Source organism: Sphingomonas benefaciens (assembly GCF_052907485.1).
Genome location: NZ_JBREIC010000001.1, coordinates 243,328 through 266,449, shown reverse-complemented (window position 1 = coordinate 266,449; position 23,122 = coordinate 243,328). Strand labels below are relative to the sequence as shown.

The 23,122-nt window shown below is 68.9% G+C and carries 22 protein-coding genes; 8 read left to right on the top strand and 14 right to left on the bottom strand.

Going from position 1 to position 23,122, the window contains the following annotated elements; genetic code table 11:
• Positions 1–52: 52 nt before the first annotated feature.
• Positions 53–2,581, bottom strand: a complete 2,529-nt coding sequence (locus ACU5AX_RS01205; RefSeq protein ID WP_446689331.1) for a glycoside hydrolase family 31 protein — start codon at positions 2,579–2,581, stop codon at positions 53–55.
• 61 nt (positions 2,582–2,642) lie between these two features.
• On the bottom strand, positions 2,643–4,148 hold the full coding sequence (locus ACU5AX_RS01200; RefSeq protein ID WP_446689330.1) for a glycerol-3-phosphate dehydrogenase: 1,506 nt from the start codon (positions 4,146–4,148) through the stop codon (positions 2,643–2,645).
• A gap of 56 nt (positions 4,149–4,204) precedes the next feature.
• On the opposite strand from ACU5AX_RS01200, the gene glpK reads away from it, so the two are divergent.
• A complete protein-coding gene (glpK, locus tag ACU5AX_RS01195; protein WP_446689329.1) occupies positions 4,205–5,695 on the top strand; it encodes a glycerol kinase GlpK in 1,491 nt (496 codons plus the stop codon).
• Between the two features lie 22 nt (positions 5,696–5,717).
• Here the strand turns inward: glpK and ACU5AX_RS01190 are convergent, their stop codons facing one another.
• Positions 5,718–6,116: a hypothetical protein gene (locus tag ACU5AX_RS01190; RefSeq protein ID WP_446689328.1), complete on the bottom strand. Its 399-nt coding sequence runs from the start codon at positions 6,114–6,116 to the stop codon at positions 5,718–5,720.
• A gap of 219 nt (positions 6,117–6,335) precedes the next feature.
• Positions 6,336–6,959 (bottom strand): TetR/AcrR family transcriptional regulator, encoded by a 624-nt coding sequence (locus ACU5AX_RS01185; RefSeq protein WP_446689327.1) that lies wholly within the window; start codon positions 6,957–6,959, stop codon positions 6,336–6,338.
• 130 nt (positions 6,960–7,089) lie between these two features.
• On the opposite strand from ACU5AX_RS01185, the gene ACU5AX_RS01180 reads away from it, so the two are divergent.
• A complete protein-coding gene (locus ACU5AX_RS01180; RefSeq protein ID WP_446689326.1) occupies positions 7,090–7,467 on the top strand; it encodes a hypothetical protein in 378 nt (125 codons plus the stop codon).
• A 57-nt stretch (positions 7,468–7,524) separates the two neighbouring features.
• On the opposite strand, the gene radA is transcribed toward ACU5AX_RS01180, so the two are convergent.
• Entirely contained in the window at positions 7,525–8,904 is a 1,380-nt protein-coding gene (gene radA, locus ACU5AX_RS01175) for a DNA repair protein RadA (RefSeq protein ID WP_446689325.1), read from the bottom strand.
• Between the two features lie 177 nt (positions 8,905–9,081).
• Positions 9,082–9,786 (bottom strand): glutathione S-transferase family protein, encoded by a 705-nt coding sequence (locus ACU5AX_RS01170; protein ID WP_446689324.1) that lies wholly within the window; start codon positions 9,784–9,786, stop codon positions 9,082–9,084.
• A gap of 73 nt (positions 9,787–9,859) precedes the next feature.
• Here ACU5AX_RS01170 and ACU5AX_RS01165 point away from each other — a divergent pair, with 73 nt between their 5' ends.
• On the top strand, positions 9,860–11,023 hold the full coding sequence (locus tag ACU5AX_RS01165) for a glycosyltransferase family 4 protein (protein ID WP_512701446.1): 1,164 nt from the start codon (positions 9,860–9,862) through the stop codon (positions 11,021–11,023).
• Positions 11,024–11,158: 135 nt separating this feature from the next.
• On the opposite strand, the gene ACU5AX_RS01160 is transcribed toward ACU5AX_RS01165, so the two are convergent.
• Positions 11,159–11,449: a DUF2218 domain-containing protein gene (locus tag ACU5AX_RS01160; RefSeq protein ID WP_446689322.1), complete on the bottom strand. Its 291-nt coding sequence runs from the start codon at positions 11,447–11,449 to the stop codon at positions 11,159–11,161.
• Positions 11,446–12,072, bottom strand: coding sequence for a PadR family transcriptional regulator (locus tag ACU5AX_RS01155; protein WP_198353112.1), 627 nt, complete (start codon positions 12,070–12,072; stop codon positions 11,446–11,448). Before ACU5AX_RS01155 ends, ACU5AX_RS01160 begins: the two co-directional genes overlap by 4 nt.
• Before the next feature lie 170 nt (positions 12,073–12,242).
• Here ACU5AX_RS01155 and ACU5AX_RS01150 point away from each other — a divergent pair, with 170 nt between their 5' ends.
• Positions 12,243–13,562, top strand: coding sequence for a replication-associated recombination protein A (locus tag ACU5AX_RS01150; RefSeq protein WP_446689321.1), 1,320 nt, complete (start codon positions 12,243–12,245; stop codon positions 13,560–13,562).
• Here the strand turns inward: ACU5AX_RS01150 and asd are convergent.
• A complete protein-coding gene (gene asd / locus ACU5AX_RS01145) occupies positions 13,559–14,419 on the bottom strand; it encodes an archaetidylserine decarboxylase (protein ID WP_446689320.1) in 861 nt (286 codons plus the stop codon). The two genes, ACU5AX_RS01150 and asd, sit on opposite strands and share 4 nt — an antisense overlap.
• A gap of 33 nt (positions 14,420–14,452) precedes the next feature.
• Between asd and ACU5AX_RS01140 the strand changes: the two genes are divergently transcribed.
• A complete protein-coding gene (locus ACU5AX_RS01140) occupies positions 14,453–16,105 on the top strand; it encodes an aminotransferase class III-fold pyridoxal phosphate-dependent enzyme (RefSeq protein WP_446689319.1) in 1,653 nt (550 codons plus the stop codon).
• A gap of 56 nt (positions 16,106–16,161) precedes the next feature.
• Here ACU5AX_RS01140 and ACU5AX_RS01135 read toward each other — a convergent pair whose 3' ends face one another.
• Both ACU5AX_RS01135 and ACU5AX_RS01130 read right to left on the bottom strand, forming a co-directional pair.
• A complete protein-coding gene (locus ACU5AX_RS01135) occupies positions 16,162–16,770 on the bottom strand; it encodes a hypothetical protein (protein ID WP_198353115.1) in 609 nt (202 codons plus the stop codon).
• A complete protein-coding gene (locus ACU5AX_RS01130) occupies positions 16,767–17,429 on the bottom strand; it encodes a class I SAM-dependent methyltransferase (protein WP_446689318.1) in 663 nt (220 codons plus the stop codon). Before ACU5AX_RS01130 ends, ACU5AX_RS01135 begins: the two co-directional genes overlap by 4 nt.
• A gap of 205 nt (positions 17,430–17,634) precedes the next feature.
• Between ACU5AX_RS01130 and ACU5AX_RS01125 the strand changes: the two genes are divergently transcribed.
• Entirely contained in the window at positions 17,635–17,991 is a 357-nt protein-coding gene (locus ACU5AX_RS01125; RefSeq protein WP_446689317.1) for a hypothetical protein, read from the top strand.
• 313 nt (positions 17,992–18,304) lie between these two features.
• Here the strand turns inward: ACU5AX_RS01125 and ACU5AX_RS01120 are convergent, their stop codons facing one another.
• A complete protein-coding gene (locus ACU5AX_RS01120; protein ID WP_446689316.1) occupies positions 18,305–20,902 on the bottom strand; it encodes a M1 family metallopeptidase in 2,598 nt (865 codons plus the stop codon).
• A gap of 122 nt (positions 20,903–21,024) precedes the next feature.
• Here ACU5AX_RS01120 and ACU5AX_RS01115 point away from each other — a divergent pair, with 122 nt between their 5' ends.
• Positions 21,025–21,984: an NAD(P)H-dependent flavin oxidoreductase gene (locus ACU5AX_RS01115; protein ID WP_446689315.1), complete on the top strand. Its 960-nt coding sequence runs from the start codon at positions 21,025–21,027 to the stop codon at positions 21,982–21,984.
• A 27-nt stretch (positions 21,985–22,011) separates the two neighbouring features.
• On the opposite strand, the gene ACU5AX_RS01110 is transcribed toward ACU5AX_RS01115, so the two are convergent.
• On the bottom strand, positions 22,012–22,470 hold the full coding sequence (locus ACU5AX_RS01110) for a DUF1465 family protein (protein WP_232473849.1): 459 nt from the start codon (positions 22,468–22,470) through the stop codon (positions 22,012–22,014).
• Between the two features lie 75 nt (positions 22,471–22,545).
• The gene (locus ACU5AX_RS01105; RefSeq protein WP_198353121.1) at positions 22,546–22,743 is read right to left on the bottom strand and encodes a DUF465 domain-containing protein; all 198 of its coding nucleotides are present in this window, start codon (positions 22,741–22,743) and stop codon (positions 22,546–22,548) included.
• Positions 22,744–22,934: 191 nt separating this feature from the next.
• Between ACU5AX_RS01105 and ACU5AX_RS01100 the strand changes: the two genes are divergently transcribed.
• A complete protein-coding gene (locus ACU5AX_RS01100) occupies positions 22,935–23,090 on the top strand; it encodes a YdcH family protein (protein WP_198353122.1) in 156 nt (51 codons plus the stop codon).
• Positions 23,091–23,122 lie beyond the last annotated feature (32 nt).

The following is a 23,122-nucleotide window of genomic DNA, read 5'->3' as shown; positions in this document are numbered from 1 at the left end:
CTGCCCGCGCCGCCCGCCGCTGTCGAGCGGCGACGCGGCACGCCGTGGCCGATCAGCGCCGTGCGATGACCAGATCGGCCGGCCGGCGCTGATCGGGCAGGGTGAAGCGCAGCGTCCGGCTCGCCGCATCCGCGGCCGCCGTCACGCCGCGGGCGCCGGTCACCACGCCCTCGCCCTGCCAGCCGTGGACGACGACGGTGATCGCCGACCACCACGGCTTGAACCGCCCCTCGCGCGCGGCGAAGCTGAGCGTCAGCCCATCGGGCGTCACCGTGCAGCGCACCGCCTGGCGCAAATAGACGCCCTTGCGGAAGTCCATCGAATGGCCGTCGTCGGCATAAAGGTCGCCGCGGCAATCGTCGCCCGGATAGACGTCGAGCTGCAAAGGCCCGTTCGGCGTTTCGCTCGTGCTCTGCACCAAAGGCTGGCGCGGCAGGATCGTGCCGGCCCGGACAAAGACCGGCAGGTAATCGAGCCGCGGCGTCACCGTGACGCGGTCGCCGCGGGCGGTCGCCTCGCCGGTCGCCTGGCTGGCCGACTGGATCTGCCCCGCCTCCTGCGTCTCGGGCGTGCCCGCGCGCTGGCCGGTCCAATAATCGTACCAGCCGCCCGCCGGCAGGCAGACGTCATAGGCGATCGGCTGGTCCGGCCGCGGCGGCGGCGCGACGAGCAGCGAGCGGCCGACGGTGAACGCCCAGCTCTGGTCGCACGACATGCGCAACGCCGACGGATAATCGTAGAAGACCGGCCGGAGGATTGGGTCGCCCAGCCGGCTGTTCTGGTCGGCGAGCGCATAGAGATAGGGCATCAGCCGATAGCGTTCCTCGATGAAACGCCGGCGGATCGCCAGATGCTCCGGCCCGTCGACCCAGGGCTCGACGCGCGGCGTGCCCTTGGCCGAATGGTCGCGGAACACCGGGTAAAAGGCGCCGATCTCGAACCAGCGGGTCGACAGTTCCGGGCTCGGCCCGCCGGCAAAGCCGGTGACGTCGGCCGCGCCATAGGAGAAACCGGACAGGCCAAGGTTGATGATCTGCTGCACCGACAGTTTCAGATGGTCCCAGGTCGCCAGATTGTCGCCGGTCCAAGTCACCGCATAACGCTGGCCGCCGGCATAGCTCGCCCGCGTCATCACGAAGGCGCGCTCGTTCGGCGCCAGCTTGCGCAGCCCGTCATAGGTCGCGCGCGTATTCTCCATGCCATAGACGTTGTGGATTTCGGCGTGGGTCGCGATGCGGCTGGCGAAATCGTCGCTGGCGATGCGGTGGCGGACGTCGGCCGGCATGGTCTTGGTCGGCGTCTCGAAGATCGCCGGCTCGTTCATGTCGTTCCACGCGCCCGCGACGCCGTCTGACACCTGCTTGGCGAACAGGCCGCCCCACCAGTCGCGGGTCGCCGTCTGGGTGAAATCGGGAAAGACCGACGGGCCCGGCCACACCGGCGCGACATAGACCGATCCGTCGGCGCGATGCACGAACCGGTCCTGCTTGGTGCCGCTGTCGTAGGGCGCATAGCCCTGGTCGGGCGCGTGCGCGACATGCAGGTCGGTGATCGTCACGACCTTGAAGCCGTCCTTGCCCAGGTCGCGGATCATCCCCTCCATGTCGGGGAAGGCCTGGGTATTGACGGTGAACGGGCGGTTGCGATCCTGGAAGTCGATGTCGAGCCACAGCACGTCGGTCGGCACGCGCTCCTGGCGCAGCCGCGCCGCCACCTGCTTCAGCTCGTTGGCGGTCATGTAGCTGTAGCGCGACTGCTGGTAGCCGAGCGCCCATTGCGGCACCAGCGGCGCCTTGCCGGTCAGATCGGTATAGCGCCGCGTCACCTCGGCCGTGGTCGGCCCGGCGATCAGATAATAATCCGCCGGCCCGTCGGGCGCGCCGAATGCCAGCACCCCGTCGTCGCGATGGCCGAAGTCGAACCAGGTCCGCCAGCTGTTGTCGAGGAAGATGCCGTAGCTGCCGCCGTCGCCGCCGACGCCGATGAAGAAGGGGATCGACTTGTAGATCGGATCTTCCGCGCTGGTGAAGCCGAAGGCGTCGGTGTTCCAGTCGACGAAGCTCTTGCCGCGCCGGTCGAGCCCACCGGTCTTGTCGCCCAGCCCGAAATAATGCTCGCCCTGTGGCATCGCCTTGGCGAAGCCGAAGCCCTTGCCGTCGCGGCGGAAGGGCGCGGCGTCGGCGGAGATGACCTTGCCGGCCGGATCGGTCACCGTCATCCGCCCGTCCGCGGCAAAGGCGACGCGCAACGCGGCGGTGGTGAAGCCGTCGGCGGTCGGTGTCACCCGCGCCCGCTGCTTGCGGACCGCGGCGTCGACCGCCCAGCTCGCATCCTCCGGCATGGCGCCGTTCTGGCCGATGCGGATGCGCAGGATGGCGTCGGTCAGCGCGACGACGCGGATCGTCTCCGCCCCCAATCGCACCGCGACGCCGTCGGGCTGCGCAGTCACCACCGCGGCCGTGGCGGCGGCCGGCGCGGCCGCCTGCGCGATCGCGGCTCCCGGCAGCAGCGCGATCGGCGCGAGCGTCAACAGCAGCGCGGCGCGCCGGCAGGCGAAGGGCGTAAAGCCTCGCGAGGTCATGATTCTCTCCCTGGGGATGGGTCTGTATTGCAGTCCCGGTTGCGGGAGCGATGCCTGCGCGTCAACTGCGGATGACGGCGGCCAGATAGGCCGACAGCCGATCCGCCGTGCCTTCCGGCACGTGCAGGCCGAGCTTGCTGCGCCGGAACAGCACATCCTCCGCCGTCCGCGCCCATTCGTGCACGAAGAGATGATCGACCTCGCGCGTCCACAGCCCGCCGCCCAGGTCATCGCCCAGATCGGCCGGCACCTCTGCGCCGTCCAATATCGCTTCGGCCCCGGTGCCATAGGCACGCGCCAGCCGCCTGAGGAAGCCCGCCTCGAATCGCGGATAGCGGGCCGCGAGCGCGGCCACCAAGGGGTCGAAGGCGGCGAAGTCGCCGCCCGGCAAGACGGCGCCCCGCGTCCAGGCCGGTCCCGCCGCCGGAAACCAGCCCGCCAGCCGGTCCATCGCCTGTTCCGCCAGCCGGCGGTGCGTGGTGATCTTGCCGCCGAACACGCTGAGCAACGGCGGGCTCGTCGCGTCGCCGTCGAGATCGAGCACATAGTCGCGCGTCACCGCCGAGGCGTTCGCCGCATGATCGTCGTACAGCGGCCGGATGCCGGCATAGCTCCACACCACCGCCGGTGCCGCGCCGGTGAAATAGCGCGCGATCGTCGCGAGCAGATAGGCCGTCTCGTCGGCATCGATCGCCGCCGGCCCCGGCGCGCCGCTCCATGCGACGTCGGTCGTGCCGACCAAAGTGAACCGCCCCTCATAGGGGATGGCGAACACCACCCGCCCGTCCGGGTTCTGCAGCAGGAAGGCGTGTTCGCCCTCGTACAGGCGCGGCACGACGATATGGCTGCCCTTGATCAGCCGGACGCCGCGATCGCTCGAGCCGTGCGGCAGGCGACCGAGCACCTCCGCCACCCATGGTCCCGCCGCATTGACCAGCGCGCGCGCGCGCAGCGGTACCGCCCGGCCCGCGATCCGCGCCTGCCAGCCGTCGCCGTCGCGCGATGCCCCCTCGAACCGCGTCCGCGTCAGCACCGTCGCGCCGCGATCCGCCGCATCGCGCGCGGTCAGCACGACCAGCCGGCTGTCTTCCACCCAGCAATCCGAATAGACGAAGGCGCGGCCGCCGTCCTTCAATCCGGCACCGCGCAAATCGCGGTCGAGCCGGATCGTCTCGGTCGCCGGCAGCCGCCGTCGCCCGCCGAGATGGTCGTAGAGGAACAGCCCCGCGCGCACCATCCACGCCGGCCGCGGCGAATGGGTCTGCGGCAGCACGAAGCGCAGCGGCCAGATGATGTGCGGCGCCATCCCCCACAACGTCTCCCGCTCGATCAGCGCCTCGCGCACCAGCCGGATTTCGCCATATTCGAGATAGCGCAGGCCGCCGTGGATCAGCTTGGTCGACGCCGACGAGGTATGGCTGGCCAGATCGTCCTGCTCGACCAGCAAGACGGACAGGCCACGTCCGGCCGCATCGCGCGCGATCGCGACGCCATTGATGCCGCCGCCGACGACCAGCAGGTCGACCGTGTCCGGCGCGGCGGCCGCCAGCTTTCGATTGACGCTCACGCCCGCCAGCATGACACAGGCCCGGTCAACCGCAAAGCCGACAGGGAGAGGCCCGCGTGGCACCGCCGCAGCATATCCTCGCGATCGATCAGGGCACCACCTCGACGCGCGCGATCGTTTTCGATGTGCGCGCGCAACCCGTCGCCACGGCTCAGGTCGAATTCGCGCAACATTATCCGCAGCCCGGCTGGGTCGAGCACGATCCGGACGACATCTGGCGCGACACGCTCGCCGTCGCCCGGCGCGCGATCGCCGACAGCGGCGTCGGCGCGGCCGGCATCGCCGGCATCGGCATCACCAACCAGCGCGAGACGGTGGTGCTGTGGGACCGCGCAACCGGCGCGCCCGTCCATCGCGCGATCGTCTGGCAGGATCGCCGCACCGCCGATGTCTGCGCCCGGCTGCGCGCCGAGGGGCATGAGGACATGGTCCGCGCCCGGACCGGCCTGCTGCTCGACCCCTATTTCTCCGCCACCAAGCTCGCCTGGATGCTCGACACGCTGCCCGGCGTGCGGACGCGGGCGGAGCGCGGCGAGCTCGCCTTCGGCACCATCGACAGCTTCCTGCTCTGGCGGCTGACCGGCGGCGCGGTGCATGCGACCGACGTCACCAACGCCGGCCGCACCCTACTGTTCAACATCCACACCGGCGCCTGGGACGCGGATCTCTGCCGCCTGTTCGGGGTGCCGATGGCGCTGCTGCCCGAGGTCCATGACAATGCCCATGTCTTCGGCGACACCGCCGCCGGCCTGTTCGACGCGGCGATCCCGATCGCTGGCATCGCCGGCGACCAGCAGGCGGCGCTGTTCGGCCAGGCCTGTTTCGAGGCCGGCATGGCCAAGTCGACCTATGGCACTGGCTGTTTCCTGCTGCTCAACACCGGCGAAGAGGCGGTCGCGTCGGGCAACCGCCTGCTCACCACGCCGGCCTGGCGGCTCGACGGCCGCACCACCTATGCGTTGGAGGGATCGATCTTCGTCGCCGGCGCCGCGGTCAAATGGCTGCGCGACGGCATCGGCGTCATCACCCATGCCAGTCAGACCAACGACCTCGCCACCACCGTCCCCGACAGCCATGGCGTCTATATGGTCCCCGCCTTCGTCGGGCTCGGCGCGCCTTATTGGGACCCGGAGGCGCGCGGCGCGATCTTCGGCCTGACGCTGGGCGCCACCCAGGCGCATCTCGCCCGCGCGGCGCTGGAGGCGGTCGGCTATCAGACGCGCGACCTGATGCAGGCGATGGCCGACGACGGCGGCGATGCGCCGGCCGCGCTACGCGTCGACGGCGGCATGGCGGCGAACGACTGGCTCTGCCAATTCCTCGCCGATCTTTTGGAGGTGCCGGTCGAGCGGCCGGAGCATCTCGAAACCACCGCGCGCGGCGCCGCCTTTCTGGCGGGGCTGGCGACCGGCGTCTGGCCCGATCGCGCCGCGCTGGCCGCGACCTGGCGGCGGGGGCAGCGGTTCATGCCGGGGATGGCGGACGCGCAGCGCGCGCATTTAGTCGAGGGATGGCGCCGCGCCGTGGCGCGGACGCGATCGCAGTGAGGGGGTACGACAGCCGGTCGGCTCAGGCGCGGCGATGCGCCTCCGCCTCGCGCGCCGCGGCGATGCCGTCGACGACCAGCTCATATTCCGCCGGCGAATAGCCCGAGGCGAGGAAGGCGCGGACCTCGGCCGACGGCACCGAATAGCCGCGGCGCCAGCTCAGCACCGCGATGCGGCGCAGCGCCTCCAGCTTCGGATCGGCGAGCTGCGTGCTCGCCTTGATGCCGAACACCCATTCGAGCAGCCGCGACAGCACGCCCGGCGCGCGCAGGCTCGACGGTCCGTCGCGGCGTGCCAGCGCGATCACCGACCGCTCCAATTCGCTCAGGCTCGGCCGGTCCTCGACCAGCGTCAGCCGCCGCACCGCCTCGACGCGGGCATAGCCTGCCATGCCGGGCTCCGCGAATGCCAGATAGGCCATGTGTACCTCCCTCTTCGCCAGTTGCGCGCCGACCCCGCCGCTCCCGTCGGGAGGGACGCGCTTGCCGCGGTCAACCTGTCATCTTGCCGAAAGCCGACCGGCGGTTCGCTTCGCTTGCTACCGATCTTCTATACTGATCGGTATAGAAGCCCGTTCACCCTCGGTCAAGCATTATGTACCGGTCGGTAGAAAAAGATTTTCGCCCGTCGGGCGCTCCGCTCAGCGGCCCGGCCAGATCTGCAGCGCGGTATCGACCACCCGCTCCAGATCGGCGCGCGTCGCGCCTGACGACGCCTGCACCGCCATCCCCTGCAACAGGGCATAGAGAAAATGGGTCAGGCCGGTCGCATCGATCGTCGCGGGCAGGTCGCCATCGCGCTGCGCCTGGGCGAAGCGGTCGACCAGCGCCTGCTGCGACGATTGGCGCCGTGCGATGACCGCCGCCTTGATCGCCTGCGCCTCGTCGCCGCAGGCCATGGAGTGGATCACGCCGAGGCAGCCGTGCGGCTCGTCGCGCCCCATCTGGGCCGCCAGCGCGCCACGTAGGATATGCTCCGCCACCGCCCGCGCGCTCGGCTGTTCCAGCGCCCGGCGGGTATAGGCCAGCTTCTCCTGCTCGTAGAGGTCGAGCGCCTTGTGGAAAAGCGCCTCCTTGTTGCCGAAGGCGGCATAGAGGCTCGGCCGGGTGATCCCCATCGCCTCGGTCAGGTCGGTGAGCGAAGCCGCCTCATAGCCCTTGCTCCAGAATACGCGCAGCGCCGCGGCGAGCGCGGCATCGGTGCAGAATTCGCGCGGCCGCCCCTTGGACGCGGGGGCCGGCGCCAGGGCCAGATCACTTTCCATATCGATCGGTATATATATCGCCGGCGCGAAAAGGAAAGGCCCCGGCACCCCGCCCGCCGTTCCCCTGCCCGGCCCATGGATATTCCTGACCCTGCGGGACGTTGACCCCGGCAGACCCGAGGAGACGATGATGAACGACAGCAAGGTCGATCCCGAGCGCGGCGACCGCGGCCCGTTCGACGCCGATCAGGGCACCTTCGGCCAGGACTATAATCGCGAGCGCGAGGCCGCGATGGGACGCGACAACCCCAGCGGCACGGTCGGCGCGCGCCCCGGCGACTCACCGCCGCCGCGCGATCCGAACCTGCCCGCCGACAACGGCCGCCGCGCCTATTTCGACCCAGAGACCGGCGAGGTGCACGGCAGCGGATCGTCCGCCGGCGGCGGCAATCCCGGCGACGATCTCAACAGCGACGCCGGCGGCGGCGACGGCTATCCGCTGACCGGCCGTGCCGGCACGGTCGAGCAGGCGCCGGACGATCTCGGCCCGCCGCATTTCAAGGAATAGCGGCCGTATCGAGACGCCCAGCGGGGCGGCGCGGCCCAGCCGCCCGCCCCCTTCGCCTCATCCCCGGCCGAGCATATGGTCGACGAATTGTGCCAGCGTGCGGAATCCCGCCAGCTTCAGCCCGCCGTCCTCGCCACCCTTGGTCATCGCCACCGGCACCAGCGCCCGTTCGAAGCCGAGCTTCGCCGCCTCCTTTAGCCGCAACGCGCCATGCGCCACCGGGCGGATCTCCCCCGACAGGGAAATCTCGCCGAACGCCACCGCATCGACCGGTACCGGCCGTTCAGATAGCGCGGACACCAACGCCGCCGCCACTGCGACGTCGGCTGCCGGGTCCTGCACGCGATAGCCGCCGGCGACGTTGAGATAGACTTCCGCCGAGGAGAAGGAGAGGCCGCAGCGCGCCTCCAGCACGGCGAGGATCATCGCCAGCCTGCCGCTGTCCCAGCCGACCACCGCGCGACGCGGCGTCGCCCCGCTCGCCAGCCGGACGGTCAGCGCCTGGATCTCGACCAGCACCGGCCGCGTCCCCTCCAGCGCCGGGAAGACGGTCGCCCCCGTCACCCCCTCCTCGCGGTTGGTCAGGAACAGCGCCGAGGGGTTGGACACCTCGCTCAGCCCCTCGTTCTGCATCGCGAACACGCCGATCTCGTCGGTGCCGCCGAAACGGTTCTTGATCGCGCGCAGGATTCGATATTGGTGACTGCGTTCGCCCTCGAACGCGAGCACGGTGTCGACCATATGCTCCAGCACGCGCGGCCCGGCGATGCTGCCGTCCTTGGTGACATGGCCGACGAGCACCAGCGCGGTGCCGCGCTCCTTGGCGAAGCGGATCAGCTCCTGCGCCGAGGCGCGCACCTGGCTGACCGTGCCGGGCGCGCCCTCGATCGTGTCGGAATGCATCGTCTGGATCGAATCGATCACCAGCAGCGCCGGCGGCGCGCCCATCGACAGGGTGGTGAGGATGTCGCGGGTCGAGGTCGCCGCCGCCAGCTGCACCGGCGCCGCGCCCAGCCCCAGCCGCCGCGCCCGCAGCCGCACCTGGTCCGCCGCTTCCTCGCCGGAGACGTACGCCACGCCCCGCCCAGCGCTCGCCAGCTTCGCCGCCGCCTGCAACAGCAACGTCGACTTGCCGATGCCGGGATCGCCGCCGATCAGCGTCGCCGATCCCTCGACGAAGCCGCCGCCGAGCGCCCGGTCCAGCTCGGCGATCCCCGTCGCCATCCGTTCGGGCAGCGCGATGTCCGCGTCGAGCCCGACCAGTTGCACCGCCCGCCCGCCGCTCTGCAGATTGTGCTTGGCGTGGAACGGCGTGACCACCGAGGGCGCTTCCTCGACCAAGGTGTTCCATTCCGCGCAATCGGCGCACTGCCCCGCCCAGCGGTGCGACACCGATCCGCAGGCCTGGCAGACATATCGTTTCTGGGGCTTCGCCATGGCGGCGGATATAGCGACGCAGGAACGATTAGGGAACAGCAATCCTCCCCGGCACGAGGAGGTGGCAGCGCGTCAGCGCTGACGGAGGGGGCCGTCCACGCAGCGCAACGCCCGTGGAAAGCCCTCCACCGCCTTCGGCGGCCCCCTCCCCGCGAGCGGGGAGGATTTCCGCTAGGCCTATCCTCGCGGCGGGATGTTGAGGCCGCGCTGCACCGCCGGTCGGGCCAGCCCCCGCTCCAGCCAGGCCGCGACATTGCCGAACTGGTCGAAGCCGACCAGCTCGCGCGCCTCGTAGAAGGTGATCAGGTTGCGCACCCAGCCCAGCATGGCGATGTCCGCAATCGAATAATGGTCACCGAGGAACCAGCTGCGATCGGCCAGCACCCGGTCCATCACGCCGAGCAGCCGCTGCGCCTCCGCGACGTAGCGGTCGCGCGGCCGCTTGTCCTCCCAATCCTTGCCGGCGAATTTGTTGAAGAAGCCGAGTTGGCCGAACATCGGACCGACGCCGCCCATCTGGAACATCACCCACTGGATCGCCTGCCACCGGTCCGCCGGCCCCTGGCCGAGCAGCTGGCCGGTCTTCTCCGCCAGATAGAGCAGGATCGCACCGCTTTCGAACAGCGTCAGCGGCACGCCGCCCGGCCCTTCCGGATCGATCATCGCCGGGATCTTGCCGTTCGGGTTGAGCGAGACGAAGGCGTCCGACTTCTGGTCGTCCTTGGCGAAATCGACCAGATGCGCCTCATACGGCAGGCCCGTCTCCTCGATCATGATCGACGCCTTGACGCCATTGGGCGTCGGCAGCGAGTAGAGCTGGATGCGATCGGGATATTGCGCCGGCCAGCGCTGCGTGATCGGAAAGGCGGATAGGTCGGCCATGGTCGTCAACTCCCTCGTCGGTTGCGCCCCGACATAGTCGTGCCGCAATCGCCGCGCTATGGCCGACGCCGTCATGCAACCGTCGGATCTTCGCGTCGCGCTGTTCAGCGGCAACTACAATTACACGCGCGACGGCGCCAATCAGGCGCTCAACCTGCTGGTCGGGCATCTGCTGCGCCAGGGCGTGACGGTGCGCGTCTATTCGCCGACCATCGATCCGCCCGCCTTTCCGCCGACCGGGGATCTCGTCTCGGTGCCGGCGATCCCGATGCCGGGCGGCCGCGCCGAATATCGTCTGGGCCGATATCTGCCCGCGGCGACGCGCACCGATCTGGAGGCCTTCGCGCCCAACATCGTCCACGTCTCCGCGCCCGAGTTCCTCAATCACGGCGCGGTCACCTGGGCACGGCGGCACCGCGTGCCCGTCGTCGCCTCGTTCCACACCCGCTTTGAAACCTATTTCCGCTACTACAAGATCGGCTTCATCGAACCGCTGATCAAGGCGATCATGACGCGCTTCTACAATCGCGTCGGTCTGGTCATGCCGCCCAGCCCCAGCATGGGCGCGACGATGCGCGAATGGGGCGTGACCACGCCGATGACGCTGTGGTCGCGCGGCATCGACCACGACCGCTTCCGTCCCGACCGCCGCAGCCCTGACTGGCGCCGGTCGCTCGGCATCGCCGACGACGAGGTGGCGATCGGCTTCCTCGGCCGGCTGGTTAAGGAAAAGGGCCTCGACGTCTTTGCCGACGTGCTCGCCGAACTGCGCCGTCGCGGGGTGCGCCACAAGGCGCTGGTGATCGGCAAGGGCCCGGCGGAGGCATGGTTCGCCGAGGCCGCGCCGGGTGCGGTGTTCGCCGGCTTCCAGTCGGGCGACGCGCTGGGCCGGGCGGTCGCGTCGATGGACATCTTCTTCAATCCCAGCATTACGGAGACGTTCGGCAACGTCACCACCGAGGCGATGGCCGCCGGCGTGCCGGTCGTCGCCGCGCGCGCGACCGGCGCGGTCGACCTCGTCGAGGACGGCGTCACCGGCTATCTGGTCAGCCCCCGTGACATTGCCGGCTATGCCGATGCGATCGCCCGCATCGCCGGCGATCCCGTGCTCCGCACCAACATGGGTCACGCCGGCCACGCCGCCGCGGCCGGCTACAAATGGGATACGGCGAATCAGGCGGTGCTCGACGCGTATTTGAAGCTTCAGGCTGAAAAGCTACGTACGGCAACGCGCTGAGCACTAACGCCCGCAACGTCGTCATCCCCACGAAGGCGGGGATCCAGAACCGCTGACGTTTCGGACTAAATGCTGACGTCAGCCAATCTGGATTCCCGCCTTCGCGGGAATGACGGTGATGAGCGAGGGTCCGACCTATCCCGCCCGCCAGTCGAAGGTCAGCGGCGCCTCGCGAAAGGCGAAGCGGTCGAGGTGGCTCGCCACCACCTCGCGCATCCGCGCCTCGTCCTCACCCTCCGCCACGGTCAGGATCAGGTCGAGCGTTTCGCTGTCCGCCCGCATCTGCAGTCGCGATCCGTTGGGAAAGGCGATCTCGCCCTCCTCCTCCGAATAGCGGACCTCCATCTTGTGGCTCCAATGCTTGGCGAGCTGCTGGAGATAGCGGCTGGCCGAATGGGTCGGCACGCGTGCCACCGAGACGCTCATTTCAGCCGCTCGATCTTGCGGACGACCTCGTCGATCAGCTCGGCGACATCATGTGCCGCCTCTTCCGACAGATCGTTGGCCTCCAGCCGGTTCTGCAGCACGGTGCGCAGGTTGCGCATCGCCCGCCGGATCGGCACGCGGTCGGTGCGCGCCCGATGCTCGCCCAGCCCGGTCAGCCTGGCCATCAGCGCGGCGACCAGCTCGGCCCGCTCCGCCAGATGCGCCCGTCCCGCCTCGGTCACCGCGAAGCGCTTGCGCGCGCCCTCGCTTGCCTGCTCCTCGATCAGCTCCATCTCGTTGAGCATGGTCAGCGCGGGATAGACCACGCCGGGGCTCGGCGCATAGGCGCCGCCGGTCAGCTCCTCGACCGCCTTGATCAGTTCGTAGCCGTGGCGCGGCGTGTCGGCGATCATCTTCAGCAGCACGAGGCGCAGTTCGCTGCCGTCGAACATCCGCCGCCGCCCGCCGCCGCCTCCCCGGCCGTGCTCGCCGAACAGCTCGGCAAAGCCCTGCTCCAGCCGCTCGCCCCATTGCTCCCAGCCGCCGCGCGGTCCGAAGCCATGGTCGCGTCCGTGGCCATGGCCCCGCCCCATGCGGTGCCCTTCGTGTCTGTGTCCGAACATCATGGTCTCCTGTCGTCCCATGTCGCGAAGATATATCGCAGATCAAAAGAGTCAAGACTGTCTGCGATATATCTCATTATGCTGGGACCATGGCGTATACGCGCGACTTTCGAGAACTTCCGGCTGCCAGCCCAGGTGACGGCGTCGCCGCCACACCCTATCTCGGCACCATGGCAGACCTGCTCACCGGCCTCGAACCGGAGCCGACCCCCGCCCCGGCCGCGGCCGATGCCCCGCTTGCCGACCGGCTGCGCCCGCAGCGGCTCGACGAGGTCGTCGGGCAGGAGCATCTCACCGGCCCCGACGGCGCGATCGGGCGGATGGTCGCCGCCGGGCGGCTGTCGTCGATGATCCTCTGGGGTCCGCCGGGCACCGGCAAGACCACCATCGCGCGCCTGCTCGCCGACGCCGTGTCCTTGCGCTTCGTCGCCATCTCCGCCGTCTTCTCGGGTGTCGCCGACCTCAAGAAGGCCTTTGCCGAGGCCCGCGACCACGCCCGCCTCGGCCGGCGCACGTTGCTGTTCGTCGACGAGATCCACCGCTTCAATCGCGCGCAGCAGGATGGTTTCCTGCCCTATGTCGAGGACGGCACCGTCACCCTGGTCGGCGCGACCACGGAAAATCCGTCGTTCGAGCTCAATGCCGCGGTGCTCAGCCGGGCGCAGGTGCTGATCCTCCACCGTCTGGGTGCCGAGGCGCTCGGCAAGCTGCTCGACCGCGCCGAGGCGCTGGAGGGCCGCCCCTTGCCGCTGACCCAGGAGGCGCGCGCGGCGATGGTCGCGCAGGCCGACGGCGACGGCCGCTTCCTGCTCAACCAGGCGGAAACCCTGTTCTCCGTCGACCTGTCCGCGCCGCTCGATCCCGCCGGCCTGTCCGCCTTCCTGCAGCGGCGCGTGGCGGTCTACGACAAGGACCGTGAGGGGCATTACAATCTGATCAGCGCGCTCCACAAATCGATCCGCGGCTCCGATCCGCAGGCGGCGCTCTACTATCTCGCCCGCATGCTGACCGCCGGCGAGGAGCCGCTCTACGTGCTCCGCCGCCTGACCCGTGCCGCGGTCGAGGACATCGGCCTCGCCGATCCGCAGGCGCTGGTCCAGTGTATCGCCGCCAAGGACACCTACGACTTCCTCGGCTCGCCGGACGGCGAGCTGGCGATCGCCCAGGCCTGCCTCTATCTCGCCACCGCGCCCAAATCGAACGCCGCCTATATGGCGCAGAAGAAGGCGTGGCGGACGGCGAAGGAGACGGGATCGCTGATGCCGCCGGACAATATCCTCAACGCACCGACCAAGCTGATGAAGCAGATCGGCTATGGCGCCGATTACGCCTATGATCATGACGCGCCGGACGGCTTCTCGGGCGCCAATTACTGGCCGGCCGAATTGCCGCCGCAGACCTTCTACGCGCCGAGCGGTCGCGGCTTCGAGAAGCGCCTGCAGGAACGGCTCGACTATTGGAACCAGCTGCGCCGCGAGCGCAACGGCTAGCGCGACGCCAGCGCCTTGCCGGCCCGGATCGCCTGCCCCTCGACCAGACCCGGCGCCAGCCCGACGCCGGCCGGCAGGAACACGACGATGGTCGAACCATGTTCGAACCAGCCCATTTCGTCGCCCTTGCTGAGGCGCGCGTCACAGGCCACCCGCGCCGAGCCGACGTCCCGCAACGATCGCTCGGTGTCGAGGAAGGACAGCCGGATGCTCGCCACCAGGATCGCCGCAACCGGCACCAGCAGCAGCGGCGTGCCGTCCGCCAACCGCGCCTCGATCACTGCCCGCTCGTTGCGGCAGAACAGCCGTTCGACCCGCTTGAGCGCGATCGGATTGACGTTCCAGCAGTCGCCCGAAAGATAGGTCACGCCCTCCACGGTCAGATCGTGCGGCGCGTGGAAGCGGTGGTACATGCCCGCGGTCAGCCGCAGCGTCACGAAGCTGCCGTCGCGGAACCTGTCCGCCACCGCGGCATCGGGGATCAACTCGCCGAGCCGGTAGGGGAAGCCCTTGACCTGATACAGGCGATCGCCGTCGATCCGCCCATGCGCACCGACGATCGCATCGCAGGGCGAGGCGATCGTCGCCGGATCGGGATCGAAGGCCCGCGCGCCCGGCCGCAGCGCCCGCGTGAAGCCATCGCGCAGTGAGCGGAAGCGTGTCGTCGCCGCATCCGACAGATCGACCCCGCCGAAAAAGCGCCACAGCGCCAGCGCCGGCCGCGCCACCAGCGGATGCTCGACCGCAGCGATCCGCCCGACCATCCGGGTGGCGAATCGCCGCGGCAGGCGGTTGGTGAGCAGGAAATTAATGTCCTCCTGTAACAGCAGCCGCATCAGGCCCTTCGGGGCTGTCATCGTGACGTCACCCGGATGCGCTCAAGCGCGGTCATGTCGCTCCTCCTCTATCCGATCGCCGCGGGCGCCGGTCTGCTCGCCGCCACCAAGGGCCGCCAGCGTCTCGCGCTGTCGCGCGCCAAGCATCGCTCGCTCGGCGGCCATGTCCGCATGGCCAAGCGTATCGCCGGCCTGATCCCCTTTTACGAATACGGCCCCGATCGCTTCTTCCGCGCCGACGACGCGCCCGAGGAGATCGCCAGCCGCCGCCACGCCGGCTTCGAGCGCCTCGGCGCCCTGTACGCGGAGCGCTTCGCCAGGACGCTCGCCCTTACCCGCGAAGCCCGCGACGGCCTGTCCGACCTGCAGTTCACCGGCGTCTATCGCGTGCCCTTCCAGTTCAGCCGCCGCGTGCGCGAGACGCTTGGCACCGGTGCCTTCCTCGCCCGTTCCGAGGGGCCATGCGTCTACGATCTCGACGACAACCGGCTGATCGACCTGACCGGCTCCTACGGCGTCAACCTGCTCGGTTATGAGGCGTACAAGCGGATGATCCGGGAGGGCGCGGCGCTGGTCGAGCAATTGGGTCCGGTGCTCGGCGGGCTGCACCCGGTGACGGCCGACAATGTCGCCCGCATTTGCGCGATATCCGGCATGGACGAGGTCTCGTTCCATATGTCCGGTACGGAGGCGGTGATGCAGGCGGTGCGGCTCGCCCGCTATCACACCCGCCGTCGCCGCATCGTCCGCTTCGCCGGCGCCTATCACGGCTGGTGGGGCGACGTGCAGCCGGGGATCGGCAACCCCGTTCCCGCCGACGGCACGCTGACGCTCGCGGATCAGTCGGAGCAGACGTTGCGCGTGCTCGCCAGCCGCAAGGACATCGCCTGCGTGCTGGTCAACCCCCTGCAGGCGATGCACCCCAATGGCGCCGCGCCATCCGACGGCCAGCTGGTCGACGGCGGCCGCACGGCGGCGGCGGATCGCGAGGCCTATGGCGCCTGGCTGCGCCGGCTGGCGGAGGTGTGCCGCGGCAACGGCATCGTGCTGATCCTCGACGAGGTGTTCGTCGGCTTCCGCCTCGCGCGTGGCGGTGCCGCGGAATATTTCGGGGTCACGCCGGATCTCGTCACCTATGGCAAGACGCTCGGCGGCGGCCTGCCGGTCGGTGTGCTCGCCGGCCGCGCCGCGCTGATGAAGCGCTGGCGCGACGATCGCCCCGTCGACATCTGCTTCGCGCGCGGCACGTTCAACGCCCATCCCTATGTCATGGGCGCGATGAACGCCTTCCTGCGGTACCTCGACACGCCCGAGGGGCAGGCGCTGTACGACGGTCTGGACGAACGCTGGCACGACCGCGCGGCCCGGCTCAACGCCGCGCTCGCCGCGGAGAAGTTGCCGGTGCGGGTCGCCAATCTCCAGACGATCTGGACCGTCCTCTACGACGCGCCATCGGCCTATAATTGGATGCTGCAATATTACCTCCGCGCCGAGGGGCTGGCACTGAGCTGGGTCGGCACCGGGCGGCTGATCTTCAGCCTCGACATCGACGACACGCTGTTCGCGGAGATCGTCGAACGTTTCGTCGTCGCGGTACGGGCGATGCAGGCGGATGGCTGGTTCTGGCATCCCGAGGGCATCACCAACAAACTGGTGCGGCGGCGGCTGCTGCGCGAATCGATCGCCGTGCGGCTGGGCCGCCGCTGACACGAGAAGGGGCGGCCGCGGCGCCGCCCCTCCCGCTCCGCCACGATGCCGACGCGTCAGCCGTGTGCGACCGCGTCGGGGTCGTCGAACCGCTCGCCGCGCAGCAATCGGCCGGGCGCACTCTTGTACATCTTGAAATCGTTGAACGGGTCGGTGACGATCTTCGTCGCCCAGACCAGCCCGGTCTCGATGTCGCGCTGGAAGAACAGCTGCACCGAGCGGAAGACGATGGCTCCCGCGCCGAGGAACAGCCAGGCGGTCCCGACGCGGCGCAGCGTCGTCTGCCACCCGTCCGGCGCGGCCAGCAGCCCGCCCAGCGTCGGCGCCAGGAACAGCGCCACCGGGATCGCCGCCCACAGGCTCATCAGCACGACCTTGCGCGCCAGATTGTAGCCGACCTTGATCTCTTCCTTATGTTCGTGGCTCGCGTCGTTTTTATGGTCGTAGCCCTTGGGCTCGAAGAAGAAATGCCCCGCCTGGCGGCTCGTCATCGCCACTCCCCAGGCGAGCAGGCTCGCCACCGCGGTGTCGACGAACAGCAAGGCATAGGCCGTCAGGAACGTGCAGGCGCTGACGAAGTGAAGGCTCTGGTTGACCAGGCTGTGATGATAATAGCGATGATCGTCCCACCGCTGTTCGGCGAGCTGCGCGCGGAAATTGGTCATTGCACCTGATCCTGTACCGAGGCGGTCTTGGCGAAACGGACGAGCGAGAAGTGACCGAGCGGCGGGATCGGCCGCGCCTCGATCAGCGTCACGTCGGCACGCCCCGCCGCCCAATCCTCATAGAGCGAAAACGGAAAGTCGGTGCGGAAGCCGAGCCGGCTGGTGATCGGCATCAGCCCCTTTTCGATTTTGCCGCGCATCCCGCCGCTGGCGCTGACGCGGGTGGTGACGACGATCTCCCCACCGGGGCGGCAGACACGGGCGAATTCGTCGAGCGCCCGCTCCGGGTGCGGCACCGCGGACACGACATATTGCGCGACCACGCAGTCGAAGGCGTTGTCCGGATAATGGAGCGCCTCGGCATCGCCGACCTCGATCGCCTCGACATTGTCGAGCTTCAGGCGGCGGACCCGATCACGCGCCTTGCCCAGCATGTCCTCGGAAATGTCGACGCCGACAATGCGGCTATCCGCCGAATAGCCGGGCAGCGAGATGCCGGTGCCGACGCCGACCTCCAGGATGCGCCTGCCGACGCCTTCCGCCGCCCGGATTGCCGCGGCGCGGCCCTGGCGAAACACCGGGCCGAAGACGAGGTCGTAGACCGGCGCCCAACGATCATAGGCCTTGGCGACGCCGGCGGTGTTCATCTGTACTGACAAGAAGATGCTCCTTCACACGTCACAATTCGTGTCACATCTTCCTCAGCGCTGTGGCAGCCGTCCGTGTCAGTTGGGCTACCGTTACGCGACAGTCGCCTTCATAAATCGGACACTATAGTGTCATGCGCGCGGGTCAGCGCCGCGGGGCGACACGCGGCCTTTGGCTCGGACAGGCGTTGTTGCATCGTATGCAAAGGGAGGCACGATGATGACGAACCGGACGATCGGACTCTTGGCGCCGATGGCGCTGGCGCTACTCGCAAGCGCCTGCAACTCGACGGAGCCGGCACCCGCCGGCAATCAAGCCGCTGCCGCAGCCCCCAAGCCGGGTGGCTTCGCCGCCAAGGTCGGCGCACTGTCGGAAGGTCAGCGCCAGGGTGTGATGCTGCGCGCGATCCGCGATGCCGGCCACCAATGTCAGGGCGTGGCCGGTACCCGCCGCCAGCCGCAGGGTGTCAACGGCCTGCCCGCATGGGCTGCGACCTGCGAGGATGGCAGCAACTGGCTGGTGTCGTTCGGCGACGACGGCATGGCGCGCGTAACGGGGCTGCCGGCGCGATAACGCCTGCCCGCGCGCAGCACCCTCGAGCGAGGTTCAATTAGGCTGAATATTCTCTCGCTTACGGGGAACGGGCCGGCGGAGCGGGCTTAGCAAACGCGACGTCGCGTGGAACCCCGCTCCGTCGGCGCCGACACGCTGCCACCACCGCCGGCGGGAAGGTCGAAGAAACCACTGTCCTACAGAGCGTCGGTGTGCCTAGGCTCACCGACGCTCTTTCTCACCGTTCAACCGCCTCCGCGACCGGCTGCCGTCGGGAGCGGAGAATCACCGTCCAGGCGTCAATTCTGTCAAGACTCGCGCTTGCGCACCGGCCTCACTGCCCCAGCCAGCGTGCCACCGCCGGACGCAGGCGATCGGCCGCCGCCTTGCGGACGGCGATGCTCGACAAGGTCCGCTTGACGCCGCCGCGCGAGGCTTCCGGAATATATTGGTCGGCATAGGCCTGGATCTTGCCGGGCATCGCCGGGTCGTTCGATCCCCCGCCGAGCGCGACGATATAGCCGGCACGCTGGCTTTCCTCGACGAAGCCGTTGACCAGGTCACGGTTCGCCACCGCCCAGTCGAACGCCATGTCGGGGTGGAAGGCCGAAACGCTGCGCAGCAGCGAGGCCTTCTGTGGCGTGGTCAATTGATTGCTGCGCAGCAGTTCCAGCGCCCGCTGAGCGACCGCCGTGTCGCGGGTATAGCCAAGCAGCCCGACGTAGCGATTCTTCGCCACCGGGTTGGTCTCCGCCATGGTCAGCTTGAGCAGCTGGTCCCATTCCCCCGGCGTCGCGTTGATTGCGAAGGTCGACAGGATCGGGCTGCGGATCGCGGGCGGGATCGCCGTCGGATCGGTCGCCAGTTGCGCGACGTAGCGCCGCGCCTGTGCCGTCACTTCCGGATCGCCGTTGGCGCCCAACCGCCCGACCAGCGTTTCGCGCAGGTTGGAGATCGGTGCCGCTTCGCCCGGCTTGGCGGCGAAGCCGACCCGCTGCAGCACCGGTCCCAGCACCTTGACCGTGCGCTCGCGCAGCGGCTGTTCGAGCGGCGTGTTGGCGAACAGCCCGCTGAGGCTGCCGAGCCGACCGGCGACCACCTCCAGCTCCATCGGATCGGCGGCCGGCGTCACCTGCCCCATCACGTCGAAGAAGCGCGACAGGTCCTGATAGCCGCCGGCGGCGAGCGCATAATCGTCGCCCAGCGTGCCCAGCCGGTCGCGCAGCGACAGTTTGGTATAGTCGCGCACGATCGCGTCGTGGCCGGCCTGATCGTAGAGAACCCGCGTGTAGCTGCCCTTGCCCTTGTCGAGGATCAGCGTCCCGCAGCCCGGCACGGTGATCGTCGTCGCCGGCCCGGTGACCACGGCGCGGGTCTCGCCCCCGCCGACCGTCCCCGCAACGAGCGGCACGTGCCAGGTCTGCGGCGTCTTGGACGGCTGGTCGAGACCGAAACGCCCCTGCGCCAGCGTCGCGCTGGTGGTGCCGTTGACGCAGCGCGCATTGGTCAGGCTGACCAGCGGCACGCCGCCCTGCAAGGTGAAGTCATGCGCGATGCCGGCGATCGGCGTGCCCGACGCCGCCGAAAGCTCCTCCCACAGCTGGTCGGTGACCGTGTTGCCGTATTTGTACTTCGCCATGTAGCGGCGGATACCGCTGCGGAAGGCGTCGGGACCGAGCGTCGATTCGAGCATGCCGATCACCGCCTGCCCCTTCGAGTAGGTGATGCCGTCGAAGGCCTCGGCCAGCTGGTCGACCGTCTCGACCTTGCGAATGATCGGATGCGTCGCCGCCGTCGCGTCGATGCCCATCGCGGCCTCACGGGCGCCGGCGACCTCTTCCGCACCCGCATTCCACGACGGATTGAGGTCGTTGGAGGCCTTGCCCTCCATCCACGACGCGAAGCCCTCGTTCAGCCACAGATCGTCCCACCAGGCCATGGTGACGAGGTCGCCGAACCACTGGTGCGCCATCTCGTGCGCGACGACGGTGAAGATGCGCTGGCGGCCGCTTTCCGTCGCCCGCTTGGGATCGAACAGCAGCTCCGGCTCGAAATAGAAGATCGCGCCCCAATTCTCCATCGCGCTGAAGAACTGGCTCGATCCCGGACCGGCGATCATGTCGAGCTTGGGCAGCGGATAGGGCGTGCCGAAATAATCGTTGTAATAGGTCAGCAGGCGCTTGGCGGACGCCAAAGCGTAATCGCCCTGATCGACGACGCCGCGGCGCGAGATCACGCCGATCTCGACGTTGCCGGCCTTGACCGTCTTGCGCTCGAGATCGCCCATGCCGAGGAACAGCAGATAGCTCGACATGACCGGCGTCTCGGCGAAACTGTACAATTGCTTGCCGTCTGCCTGGCTGGCGATGTTGGTCGCCGGCATATTGGAAAAGGCGAGCTGCCCCTTGGGCGCGACCGCCTTCAACCGGAACTTCGCCTTGAACGCGGGCTCGTCCCACATCGGCGCGAAGCGGCGCGCGTCCGGCGCCTCGAACTGGGTCGCGAGCATCCGCGCCTTGGACCCGTCCTGATTGGTATAGTCGATCGCGAACAGGCCGGAGGCCGACTGATTGATCGTCCCGGTCCAGCGCAGCGCGACCTGATGGCGGCCAACGCCCGCCGCCGCGGGCAGCGTCAGCGTCAGCTGCTGCGCTTCCGGGTTGAGCGCATAGGTCGCCGGCTTGCCATCGACGGTGGCGTTGGTGATCGTCAGATTGGCGGCGTTGAGCACGATGGTCCGCGTCGCGCTCTTGACGTCGACCGTCACCGTCTCGCTGCCGGAGAAGGTCATTGCCTGCGCGTCGGGGGTGACGGTGATGTCGTAGAGCACGGGCACCACCGTCTTGGGCAGCGAACCCGCCGCCAGGGCGGGGGCCGAGACCGAAAAGGCGAGTGCAGCAGCAAAGGAGAGCTTCGAGACGGAGAGCTTCATGAGCGACGGACATCCTCAGTCAGTGTATGAGCGTGTTCCTACACCTTTGCCGGCGCCTCGCAAGCGCTCGGCACGGCCATCGTGCGCTGGACAGGGTGATCCGTTGCGCTAGAAAACCGATCATGACCCTGCCCGCCCCGCTCGATCGCCTGCGCCTGCCCGTCATCGGCTCGCCGCTGTTCATCATCTCCAACCCGGACCTGGTGATCGCGCAGTGCAAGGCGGGGATCGTGGGCTCGTTTCCGGCGCTCAATGCGCGGCCGCAGACGCTGCTCGACGAATGGCTGCATCGGATCACCGAGGAACTGGCCGCCTACAATCGTGACCATCCCGACGCGCCGGCGGCCCCCTTTGCGGTCAACCAGATCGTCCATAAGTCCAACGACCGGCTCGAAGCGGATCTCGCCACCTGCGCCAAATGGCAGGTGCCGATCGTCATCACCTCGCTCGGCGCGCGGGAGGATCTCAACACCGCGGTGCACGGCTGGGGGGGCGTCACGCTGCACGACGTCATCGACGACCGGTTTGCGCGCAAGGCGGTGGAAAAGGGCGCAGATGGCCTGATCGCCGTGGCGGCCGGCGCCGGCGGTCATGCCGGCCGGCTGTCGCCCTTCGCGATCGTGCAGGAGATCCGCCAGTGGTTCGATGGCCCGCTCGCCCTGTCCGGATCGATCGCCACCGGCGGCGCGATCCTCGCCGCGCAGGCGATGGGTGCCGACCTTGCCTATATCGGCTCGCCCTTCATCGCGACCGACGAGGCCAATGCCGCTCCCGCCTATAAGGATGCGGTGGTCGCGGCGCGGGCGGCGGACATCGTCTATTCCAACCTGTTCACCGGCGTGCACGGCAATTATCTGCGTGCGTCGATCGAGGCAGCGGGACTCGATCCCGACCATCTGCCCGAAGGCGACCTCAAGACGATGGACTTCGGCGGCGGCAATGGCAGCAAGGCCAAGGCCTGGCGCGACATCTGGGGCGCCGGTCAGGGCATCGGCGTCGTCGATCACGTGATGCCGGCCGCCGATCTCGTCGCGCGACTCAGCGACGAATATCGCGCCGCCCACGATCGGCTTCGTCGCTGATCGATGATCGGGCCGGGCGCGCTCTAGTCAGAACGCCTGCGCCAGCCGGTCGTGCAGGCCATGCACCGGGCTCGGCGCCGCCATCATATCCTGTGCCGCATCGAGCAGGCCGACGCGGCGGTGGAGATCGGCGCTGGCCGCGACCAGCGAGCGGGCACGCGGCGGCAGCGCTTGCAACAGGTCGGCGTCGAACTGCGGCGCATGGCCCAGCCGCCGTGCCGGATCGAGCGCATCCCGCTCGCGCATCTCGCCCGCGTCAACCGCGCGCTGGGTCAGCAGCCAGGCGATGACGTGCATCAGACGGGTCGTCACCTTCAGCGATTCGCACGAGAAGCCGACCCGGACCAGGGGATCGAGCGCGTCGCGCTCGGCACGGCCGTCTTCGTCGAAATAACCGCGCGCCTCGTCGGCGAGCAGCATCGCCTCCGTATAGAGCGTGTCGAGCAAGCGGGTGTGGATCGGTGATTCGCGGCGACGGATCGTCATACGGTCACCGGTGGCATAGGCCGGCATTCCGTCCCAGCATCAAGATGGCCCCATCTGTACCGATCCGGGTCGCCGTCACGCGATAATGTCCGGGATCAATTCGTCTTCCAAGGCACTGATCTGGTCCTTCAGCCGCAGCTTGCGCTTCTTCAGTCGCGCGATTTGCAGCTGATCCGGCGTTGCCGTCGTCGCCAGCGCGGCAATGGCCGCGTCGAGATCGCGATGCTCGGTGCGGAGAAGGTCCAGCCTGGCGATGATCTGCGCGTCGTCCATGATGCCCCCTTGCCCCTCTTCTCTACGGTCGGGACCATCCGCCAGCAAGCATACGCATCGCTCCTGCAGCCGCCGACGGGTCACCGCATCGTCGCCGCCGGTCGTCGCGTTCGGCCGAATCAGGGGAGGACATTTGGCCGCCACAGTGGTTTACTGCGTCCCCCAACGATGCATTCAGAAGGTACACCGATATGCATACCGCGCATCAACAGGCTCTGGAAACGAAGCACGCCGCGCTCGATCGCCGCATCGCCGATGAAGTCCACCGCCCGATGCCCGACGCGGCGATCCTGACCGACCTCAAGCGCCAGAAGCTGCGCCTTAAGGAAGAGCTGTCGAAGCTCTGACCGTTGTGCCCCTCCCCCGCTGCGGGAGGGGC